Below are 10181 nucleotides of genomic sequence, written 5' to 3' on the forward strand. Positions count from 1 at the left end.
CCCAAAGGCGGGCGGAAGGATGGCGCCGCGCCCTTCTTCCCCCTCCGGGGGAGGAGCGCGAAGCGCGGAGGGGGCAAGTTACCGCCGATACCGCTCCACGCCCGCCAGATACGTCCGCGCCACCACCCGGTCATCCCCCAGCACCGTCAGCGCGAAGAGCTTGTTCTCCAGGCTCTTCGTCTCCGCCAACCGCCGCGCCAACAGCGGCGTCGCGGCCAGGTCCAGCACCACGAAGTCGGCCTCTTTCCCCGGCTCCAGGTTGCCGATCACCTTGTCCAGGTCCAGCGCCCGCGCCCCTCCCAGGGTGGCGAGATACAGCGCATGGAACGGATCCAGCGAGTCCCCCCGCAGCTGGCCCACCTTATAGGCCTCGCCCAGGGTGTGGAGGATCGAGAAGCTGGTGCCGGCCCCGACGTCGGTGCCGATGCCGACCTTCACGCCGTGCGAGCAGGCCTCCTCCAGCGGGAACAGGCCCGAGCCCAAAAAGAGGTTCGAGGTCGGGCAGAACGCCACCGCCCCGCCCTTGGCCGCCATGCGCTGGAACGCCTCGCCCTTCAGGTGGACGCAGTGGGCGAACACCGAGCGCTGGCGCAGCAGGCCAAAGCGGTCATAGACGTCCAGATAGTCCTTGGCCTTGGGGAACAGCTTGGCCGTTTCCTTGATCTCGTGGACGTTCTCCGACAGGTGGGTCTGCATCCAGACGTCCGGATGCAGAGCCAGGAGATCGCCGGCCATCTTCAGCTGGGCGTCGCTGCAGCTGATCGCGAAGCGCGGGGTGACGGCGTAGCCCAGGCGCCCCTTGCCGTGCCAGTCGGCGATCAGGGCCTCCATGTCGGCAAGACTGCTCTCGACCGTGTCGGTCAGGCCGTCGGGCGCATTGCGGTCCATCAGCGACTTGCCGGCGATCAGCCGCATGTCGCGATCAAAGGCCTCGGCGAACAGGGCGTCGACCGAGACCTTGTGCACCGAGCCGAACACCAGGGCCGTCGTCGTGCCGTTACGCAGCAGCTCGTCGATGAAGAACGCCGCCGTCTCCGTCGCGTGCTTGGGATCGGCGAAGGCCGCCTCGGCCGGGAAGGTGTGCTGCTCCAGCCAGTCCAGCAGTTGCTTGCCGTGGGCGGCGATGACGTCGACCTGCGGGAAGTGGATGTGGGTGTCGATGAAGCCGGGCGTGATCAGGTGGCCGCTCAGGTCGTGCAGCTCGGCGTCGCCCAGCCATGGTGACAGCTCGGCATACTCGCCGCAGCCGGCGATGCGGCCGTCCTCGACCAGCAGGAGGCCGTCCTTGTGGAAGGCCACCGCGCCTTCCTCGTTCTTGGTGGGATCGTCCAGCAGGTGGAGGATCGACGCCCTATAAGCTTGCACTGGTCTTCTCGTCATTACGGGCTCGCGCCGCTTCCTGGCGCATCAGCAGGTCGGCCGCCACCGACACCGCGATCACCTCCGGCGCCTTGCTCTTCAAATGTGGCAAGCCGATGGGGCAGGTCAGGCGGGTCAGCACGGCTTCCGAGAAACCATCATCGCGTAACCGGCGCATGAACCTGGCGCGTTTGGTGCCCGAGCCGATGACCCCGAAATAGCTGAAACCGCCGCCGGCCAGCCCGGCCGCGACCAGAGCGTAGTCCAGGGCGTGGTCGTGAGTGAGGACGAGCCCATAGGCGTCGGGACTGGCGCTCGTCGCCTTGGCGGCCATCGCGTCGGGCTCCAGTACGGTGACGCCGGGGATGTCGGCGGTCTCGGGGCGGGTGTCGTACCAGGCCAGGCGGAACGGCAGCGGCTCGAAGGCCTTGGCGATCGCTTGGCCGACATGGCCGGCGCCGAACAGCAACAGCGGCGGACGCGGGGCGTCGGCGCGCTCGACCATCACGTCGCCCAGTTCGGGTCGAGCGCCACGCGCGGTGGCGGGCGCAACGCCGAACGAGACGGCCGGCCCTTCGCTATCGGTGGACAGGATCGGCGCGACCACCTTGTTCAGCAGGCCGGGATCGAAGCGGGTGCGGACCTCGAACGGCTGGGCCGCGTCCATGCGCTTGGCGGCCTCGGTCAGCCAGTCGCGGCTGTTGTCGTTCAAGCGCTCGAGGAACAGGCGCACGCGGCCGCCACAGCACTGGGCCAGCAGCGGGCCCAGCGGATAGTCCTGGATCGCGAAGTGGGCCTGACCGCCGTCCAGCATCCGCCGGGCTTGGTCGGCCACGCGGTACTCCAGATTGCCGCCGCCGATGGTGCCGGACTGCCCGCCGCGCCAGACGACCATCTTGGTCCCGGCCTCGCGCGGGGCCGAGCCTTCGGTCGCCAGCACGGTGACCAGGGCGGCCTCGTCATGGGCGTCCAGGCGAGCCAGGGCGGCGCGGGCCCAGTTACGCATCGGCGGCTCTCCGCCGCACATCCTCGCACGCCATCAGGATCGCTTCGGGCGTCGCGGGCGCGTCCAGTTGCGGGAAGACCTTGTGGTCGCCGACGCTGGCAACGGCGTGGTTGATCGCCGAGTGCACCGAGATCGCCAGCATCAGCGGCGGCTCGCCCACGGCCTTGGAGCGATGCACCGTGGCCTCGACATTGCGGCCGGCCTTCCACAGGCGGACATCCAGATGCGCCGGCCGGTCGCCGCAGGTCGGGATCTTGTAGGTCGAGGGCGCGTGGGTCCGCAGGCGGCCTTGGGCGTCGTAGACCAGCTCCTCGGTGGTCAGCCAGCCCATGCCCTGGACGAAGCCGCCTTCGATCTGGCCGAGGTCAATGGCGGGATTCAGCGACTTGCCGACGTCGTGCAGGATGTCGGCGCGGGTGACCTTCATCTCGCCGGTCAGGGTGTCGATCAGCACCTCGCTGCAAGCCGCGCCATAGGCGAAGTAGTAGAACGGCCGGCCGGTATGGGTGGCGCGGTCGTAGTGAATCTTGGGCGTGGCGTAGTAGCCGGTCGAGGATAGCGACACCCGCGCCAGATAGGCCTGGCGGATGAACCAGCCGAACTCGAACACCTCGCCGCAGACCCGCACGCCGTCGGGCGTGAAGGCGATGTCGTGCTCGGGGCAGTTCCACTTCTTGGCCGCGAATTCGACGAGCCGCGCCTTGATGGTCTCGGCCGCGTTCAGGGCCGCCATGCCGTTCAGGTCCGCGCCCGACGAGGCGGCGGTGGCCGAGGTGTTGGGCACCTTGTCGGTGACGGTCGAGGTGATCTTCACGCGACCGATCTCGACCTGGAAGGCGTTGGCGACGATCTGGGCGATCTTGACGTTCAGCCCCTGCCCCATCTCGGTGCCGCCGTGGTTCAGCATGATCGAACCGTCGGAGTAGAGATGGATCAGCGCCCCGGCCTGATTCAGGAAGGTCGTCGTGAACGAGATGCCGAACTTCACCGGCGTCAGGGCGATGCCCTTCTTCAGCACCGGGCTCTGGGCGTTGAACGCCTCGATCTCGCGGCGGCGGGTCTCGTAGGCGCACGAGGCGGCCAGCTCGTCGATCAGCTGCGGCGCGACATTGTCCTCCACCACCTGGTGGTAGGGCGTCAGGTTGCGGCCCTCGCCGCCATAGAGGTTGCGGCGACGCACTTCCAGCGGGTCGAGGCCGATGGCGGCGGCCACGGCGTCCATCACCCGCTCGATGGCGATCATGCCCTGCGGTCCGCCAAAGCCCCGGAACGCTGTGTTCGACACCGTGTGGGTTCGATAGCGGTGCGAGACGATCTCGATGGCCGGCAGGAAGTAGGTGTTGTCGACGTGGAACATCGCCCGGTCGTTGATCGCCATCGACAGGTCGGTCGTCGCCCCGCAGCGCGAGGCCAGCTCCAGCGACAGGCCGGTCAGGCGCCCCTCATCGTCGAAGCCGACGTCATAGGCGGCCTCGAAGTCATGCCGCTTGCCGGTCATGACCATGTCCTCGTCGCGGTCCGGCCGCGCCTTGGCCGGGCGGCCGGTCTTCACGGCGACCAAGGCGGCGGCGGCGGCGAACAGCGAGGCCTGCGTCTCCTTACCGCCGAAGCCCCCGCCCATGCGGCGCACCTCGACGGTGACGCTGTGGTCGGGCCGGCCCAGCACGCGAGCGATCAGGTGCTGTACCTCGGTGGGGTGCTGGGTCGAGGACCAGACGTGGACGTCACCGTCCTCGCGCGGCGTCGCCAAGGCGATCTGGCCTTCGAGATAGAAGTGATCCTGGCCGCCGATCGTGAACTTGCCCTGCACGCGGCGCGGCGAGGTCGCGAGCGCGGCCTGGGCGTCACCGCGCGCCATACGCTGGCTGGCCTCGATCTTCAGGTCCATCTCGCGCGCGGCGACGATGTCGATGGCGGCCGGCAGCTCTTCGTACTCGACCACGGCCTTGGCGGTCGCGGCGCGGGCGGCGGCGAGCGAGGTGGCGGCCACCGCGAACAGGCTTTGGCCAACGCAATAGACCTCGCCAGCGGCAAACAGCTTGTCGTCGTGGATGACCGGGCTGACGTCGTTCTCGCCAGGGATGTCCTCAGCGCTCAACACGAGCACCACGCCGGGGGCGGTGCGCACCGCCGACAGGTCCATCCGGGTAATCTTCGCATGCGCCTTGGTGCTCATGCCGAAGGCGACGTGCAGCAACCCGGCGGGCTCGGGCATGTCGTCGATATAGACCGCCGAGCCCGCCACGTGCCGCGCGGCGCTGTCATGCGGCAGCGGCGCAGACACGCCCTGGAACGGCGCGGTCTCGACGGGGGCGGTGGCTGCGGAGTCAGCCATGGGCGCTCTCCGGCATCACTCGGGTTTCGATGTCCTGGCTCTCCAGGAACACCTTGCGCAGCATATTCCTCACCGCCAGAGACCGGTAGGCCGCCGAGGCGCGCATGTCGCTCATCGGCTTGTAGTCGGTATCGAGCGCGGCCATCGCCGCTTCGATCGTCGCCTCGATCCACGGCTGGCCAATCAGCGCCGCCTCGCAGGCCTCGGCCCGCTTGGGCGTGCCCGCCATGCCGCCGAACGCGATACGGGCGTCCGTGACGACCCCGCCCTGGACCGCCAGCGAGAACGCCCCGCACACCGCCGAGATGTCCTGGTCGAAACGCTTGGACAGCTTGAAGACCTTGAAGATCCGGCCGGCGTCCAGCTTGGGCGCGATCACCGCCTCGACGAACTCGCCGGGCCGGCGGTCCTGCTTGCCGTAATCGAGGAAAAACGCTTCCAGCGCCATTTCGCGCCGCTCATCGCCACGCCGCAGGACCAGCGTCGCGCCCGCCGCGATCAGGGCCGGCGGCATGTCGCCGATCGGCGAGCCATTGGCGATGTTTCCGCCGATCGTGCCGCTGTTGCGCACCTGGGTGGAGCCCAGCCGCCGCATCATCGCGCCAAGATCCGGATAGAGCTTCGCGACCGCTTCGATCGCATCGACATAACGAACGCCGGCGCCGATGCGAAGACCGTCAGCCGTCTCCTCCAGCGCCTTCAGCTCGGCGACCTCCGACACGCTGATCAGCGTCGGCAGCGGCCGGCGCTGCTTGGTGACCCACAGACCGACATCGGTGGCCCCGGCCACGATCGTCGCGTCCGGATGTTCCAGATAGGCTTGGGCCAGTTCATCCACCGTGCGCGGCGACAGCCAGGTCCGGGTGACGCCGTGGATCTCATCCTCGTAGCGCAGGCTCAGCATGGTCTCGTCGCGCACCGCCGACAGGTCGACCTTCGGCGCGGCTTCAGCCGCCACGCCCTGCGCCACCTCGATGATCGGGCCGTAGCCGGTGCAGCGGCACAGGTTCCCGGCCAGCACCTCGCCGACCGGCGCCGCCGCGCCCTTGGCCGCGATGGCGCGGGCGTACAGCGACATGACGATGCCCGGCGTGCAGAAGCCGCACTGCGAGCCGTGCTTGTCGACCATGGCCTGCTGCACCGGATGCAGCGCGCCACCCTGAGCCAGGCTCTCGACCGTCATCAGCGCCTTACCGTGCAGCATCGGCAGGAACTGGATGCAGCTGTTGACCGCGCGCCAGGCGACACCCTCGCCGTCCTGTTCGCCGACCAGCACCGTGCAAGACCCGCAGTCGCCCTCGGCGCAGCCTTCCTTGGTCCCGGTCCGCCGCATCGGGCCGCGCAGGTGCTCCAACAGGGTCGTCGTCGGGTTGGCCCCTTTGACCTCCTGCGCGTGGCCATCCAGCAGAAAGCGGATCGTCTCGCCCATCAGCTGCCCCGATAGGTCGAATAGCCGTACGGCGAGACCAGCAGCGGCACATGCCAGTGCTGCTCGACGTTGGACACTGCGAAATCGATGACCACGACGTCCAGGAACGGCGGCTCGGCGACTGCTAGCCCGGAGGCCGTGAAGTACTCGCCGATCGCGAACTCCAGGCGGTAGCCGCCGACCCTCAGGTCCTCCACGGCGAGAAGCCGCGCACGGCCGTCGGCGTCCGTGCGGAATTCCGCCAGCAGATGGACGTTCCCGCCCTCGCGCCGCGACACCCGCATCACCACGTCGGCCGCCGGCCTACCGGCCGCCTGGTCGAGGACGTGTGTCGTCAGTCCGCTCATGCTCCGCCCTCGGATGTTCTTGCCGCTCTGATCTCGGTCGCTCCGGGCGCCTTTGTCCAGCGCCTTGCCCCACACGGGTCGCGCCGGAAGGGCTAGCGCCGAACAAGGGGGCGTAAGGCGCCCGAAGCAGAGGCATTATATAATAGATTTATTACTTGTGAGAGCCGGAATCCATCGTTCGCGCAGGCGAAACCTGGTACCGGTACCAAGAAAAATCGCCCGACAGGCGGCGAAGGGTTGGAATTGCCGCGCCAACACCGCTAGCAAGGTTCCCGACGCTTCACGCTGAGATGAAGCCGCCTAGATGCGCCGCGCAGGCCGCCCAGAGGAACGATCGATGGACGAGGATTTCCGTAAAGCCGCCCTGGACTACCACCGTCTGCCGCGGCCCGGGAAGCTGGCGATCGAGGCCACCAAGCGGATGGCCACCCAGCGCGACCTCGGCCTGGCCTACTCCCCCGGCGTCGCCGCGCCCTGCGAAGCCATCGCCGCCAATCCCGACACCGCCCGCGACTACACCGCGCGCGGCAACCTGGTGGCCGTGATCTCGAACGGCACCGCCGTGCTGGGCCTGGGCAATATCGGTCCGCTGGCCAGCAAGCCGGTGATGGAGGGCAAGGCCGTCCTCTTCAAGAAGTTCGCCGGCATCGACGTGTTCGACATCGAGGTCGACGCCGAGGATCCCGACAAGTTCATCGAGGTGGTCGCGGCCCTGGAGCCCACCTTCGGCGGCGTCAATCTCGAGGACATCAAGGCCCCCGAGTGCTTCATCATCGAGCGCACCCTGCGCGAACGGATGAACATCCCGGTCTTCCACGACGACCAGCACGGCACCGCCATCGTCTGCGCCGCCGCCGTCCGCAACGCCCTGCTCGTCCAGGGCAAGACCCTGAAGGACGTCAAGCTGGTCACCTCGGGCGCCGGCGCGGCCGCCCTGGCCTGCGTCGACCTGCTGGTCTCGATGGGCCTGCCGGTCGAGAACGTCACCCTGACCGACATCAAGGGCGTCGTGTACGCCGGTCGCGACGACGACATGCTCGACAACATGGCCCGTTATGCGCGCCAGACCGACGCCCGCACCCTGGCCGAGGTGATCTCCGGCGCCGACATCTTCCTGGGCCTCTCGGCTCCGCGCGTGTTCAAGGCCGAGTGGCTGCCGCTGCTGGCCCCCAACCCGCTGATCCTGGCCATGGCCAATCCCGAGCCGGAGATCCTGCCCGAGCTGGTCGAAGCCGCCCGCCCCGACGCCATCATGGCCACCGGTCGCAGCGACTACGCCAACCAGGTCAACAACGTCCTCTGCTTCCCGTTCATCTTCCGCGGCGCGCTGGATGTCGGCGCGTCTGAGATCAACGAGGCGATGAAGGTCGCGGCCGTCGAGGCCATCGCCGAGCTGGCCCGCGCCGAGGCTTCGGAAGTGGTGGCGTCGGCCTATGGCGGCGTCGCGCCGATGTTCGGCCCGCAGTACATCATTCCCAAGCCCTTCGACCCGCGCCTGATCCTGCAGATCGCGCCGGCCGTCGCCAAGGCGGCCATGGATAGCGGCGTCGCCACCCGGCCGATCGCCGACTTCGACGCCTACCGCCAGGAGCTGGAGCTGTTCGTCTACCGCTCGGGCCAGCTGATGCGGCCGGTGTTCGAGCGGGCCCGCAAGGCGCCGGTCAAGGTGGCCTATGCCGAGGGCGAGGACGAACGTGTGCTGCGCGCCGTCCAGACCGTCGTCGACGAGGGCCTGGCCCTCCCCGTGCTGATCGGCCGCCGCGAGGTCATCAAGGCCCGCATCGCCGAGATGGGCCTGCGCCTGGACATCGGCGGCAAGGTCGAGATCGTCGACCCGCAGACCGACAAGGACCTCTTCGCCCCGCTGGTGGCTGAGTACCAAGGCCTGGTCGGCCGCCGGGGCGTGCCGCCGATCGCCGCCCAGCGCCGTGTCGAGGGCCGCCGCACGGTGGCCGCCTCGATGCTGCTGTCGTCGGGTTATGTCGAGGCCGCCCTGGTCGGCGGCAGCGGCGACTGGTGGCAGCACATGACCTATGTGCTGCCGATCATCCCGCGCCGCGAGAACGTCAGCCGGGTCTACGCCCTGTCGACCCTGATTCTCGACAACGGCACGCTGTTCTTCTGCGACACCCACGTCAATGTCGACCCGACCGCCGAGCAGATCGCCGAGTGCACCCAGCTGGCCGCCGAGGCCGTCCGGCGCTTTGGCCTGACACCCAAGGCCGCCCTGCTCTCGCACTCTTCGTTCGGGGCCAGCAACTCGCCGACCGCCCGCAAGATGCGCGAGGCCCTGGCCATCCTGCGCGAGCAGGCGCCGGATCTCGAGGTCGATGGCGAGATGCATGCCGACGCCGCCCTCAGCCAGCACCTGCGCGAGCGCATGGTCGCCGACAGCCCGCTGAAGGGCTCGGCCAACCTGCTGGTCATGCCGACCCTGGACGCGGCCAATATCGGCCTGACCCTGCTCAGCGCCGCCACCGAGTCCCTGCTGGTCGGCCCGCTGCTGCTGGGCATGAGCAAGCCGGTGCACGCCCTGGTGCCCAGCGTCACGGCGCGCGGCATCGTCAACCTGACCGCCCTGGCGGTGAACCAGGCGGCCTCGGAACGGGCGCGCGCGGAGGCCTAAAGCGCCTCGCACGGGCTAAGCCCGGAACGCAAGAAAGCCCCGCGACGCACGAGCGTCAGCGGGGCTTTTCTTTGGCGTTTGGAAGCTTCGGAACGGCCTGGGAAGGCCTATCCCGGAATGCCAAGAGACCCCGTCCGACACCTCAGCGTCGGCGGGGCCTCTCAAAAGTCTCTGAAAAGACCGTCCCTCCGGGGCGGTCTTTCCTAGGACGTGCGCTTAGAGGATGCGCAGGTTGCCGGCCGAGGTCTTGCCCGAGCGGCGGTCCTGTTCAAGCTCGAAACCGACTTGCTGGCCTTCGTTCAGGCCGCGCAGGCCGGCGCGTTCCACGGCCGAGATGTGCACGAAGATATCGCCACCGCCGTTGTCCGGCTGGATGAAGCCGAAGCCCTTGGTGGTGTTGAACCACTTCACGACGCCGGTGCCGCTCTCGCCGGTGCCGGCCGAGAAGCTGCCGCCGCCGCCACCGCCGCCGCGCGGACCGTCGAAGCTGCGCGGGGGACGAGCGCCACCACGAGCGCCACCGCCGCCACCAGCCGGAACAGCGCCTTGGCCCGTCACGCGCAGGTTGCCGGCCGAGGTCTTGCCCGAACGGCGATCCTCTTCCAGCTCGTAGTTGACTTGATCACCTTCATTCAGGCCCGCCAGGCCCGAACGTTCAACCGCGGCGATGTGGACGAACACGTCCTGGCCGCCGTCCTCGGGCTGAATGAAACCGAAGCCCTTGGCCGGGTTGAACCACTTAACGACACCGTTCGCCATATTATCCTCAAACACCTCAATCGACGGGCTGATAGTCGGCCCGCGTCCTTCCGACGGAAGTCATGACGCAAAACCGCGCCATGCGCTATGGGCTTTGAACGGAGAATATCGACGGGAAGGCGGCGAAAGGCAGAAAAATTCGCGTTTGACGCGGCGAGCGTTGCGCGAATGCCACTCTAACTTGCACGTGCAGATACAAAAAGACCCCGACCACAATCGGACGGGGTGCGTACAAACTTTGGACCTTGGGTGCGGGGACAGGATTTGAACCTGTGACCTTCAGGTTATGAGCCTGACGAGCTACCGGGCTGCTCCACCCC

Annotated in this window: 7 protein-coding genes and 1 pseudogene; 1 reads left to right on the top strand and 7 read right to left on the bottom strand. The window is 68.3% G+C overall.

What is annotated here, in order from left to right:
* Positions 1-78: 78 nt before the first annotated feature.
* Genes guaD through uraH form a run of 5 tightly spaced genes read right to left on the bottom strand, consistent with a single transcriptional unit; the run spans position 79 to position 6476 of the window.
* Complete coding sequence (gene guaD / locus AC1RR5_RS25990; RefSeq protein ID WP_492926534.1) at positions 79-1365, bottom strand: guanine deaminase; 1287 nt, start codon at positions 1363-1365, stop codon at positions 79-81.
* Positions 1352-2365 (bottom strand): xanthine dehydrogenase accessory protein XdhC, encoded by a 1014-nt coding sequence (gene xdhC / locus AC1RR5_RS25995; protein ID WP_492926536.1) that lies wholly within the window; start codon positions 2363-2365, stop codon positions 1352-1354. Before xdhC ends, guaD begins: the two co-directional genes overlap by 14 nt.
* Positions 2358-4700, bottom strand: a complete 2343-nt coding sequence (gene xdhB / locus AC1RR5_RS26000; protein ID WP_492926538.1) for a xanthine dehydrogenase molybdopterin binding subunit — start codon at positions 4698-4700, stop codon at positions 2358-2360. Before xdhB ends, xdhC begins: the two co-directional genes overlap by 8 nt.
* A complete protein-coding gene (gene xdhA, locus AC1RR5_RS26005; protein WP_492926540.1) occupies positions 4693-6129 on the bottom strand; it encodes a xanthine dehydrogenase small subunit in 1437 nt (478 codons plus the stop codon). Before xdhA ends, xdhB begins: the two co-directional genes overlap by 8 nt.
* Positions 6129-6476 carry a hydroxyisourate hydrolase gene (uraH, locus tag AC1RR5_RS26010; protein WP_492926542.1) on the bottom strand — a complete coding sequence of 116 codons (348 nt, stop codon included), beginning with the start codon at positions 6474-6476 and terminating at the stop codon, positions 6129-6131. The genes xdhA and uraH overlap by 1 nt, the downstream gene beginning before the upstream one ends.
* A gap of 337 nt (positions 6477-6813) precedes the next feature.
* On the opposite strand from uraH, the gene AC1RR5_RS26015 reads away from it, so the two are divergent.
* A complete protein-coding gene (locus AC1RR5_RS26015) occupies positions 6814-9102 on the top strand; it encodes an NADP-dependent malic enzyme (RefSeq protein ID WP_492926544.1) in 2289 nt (762 codons plus the stop codon).
* Between the two features lie 216 nt (positions 9103-9318).
* On the opposite strand, the gene AC1RR5_RS26020 is transcribed toward AC1RR5_RS26015, so the two are convergent.
* A complete protein-coding gene (locus tag AC1RR5_RS26020) occupies positions 9319-9513 on the bottom strand; it encodes a cold-shock protein (RefSeq protein ID WP_492926548.1) in 195 nt (64 codons plus the stop codon).
* A gap of 144 nt (positions 9514-9657) precedes the next feature.
* Positions 9658-9861: pseudogene (locus tag AC1RR5_RS26025) on the bottom strand (cold-shock protein); the annotation flags it as partial.
* Positions 9862-10181 lie beyond the last annotated feature (320 nt).

The organism is Caulobacter sp. GW821-FHT11E11 (genome assembly GCF_058808315.1).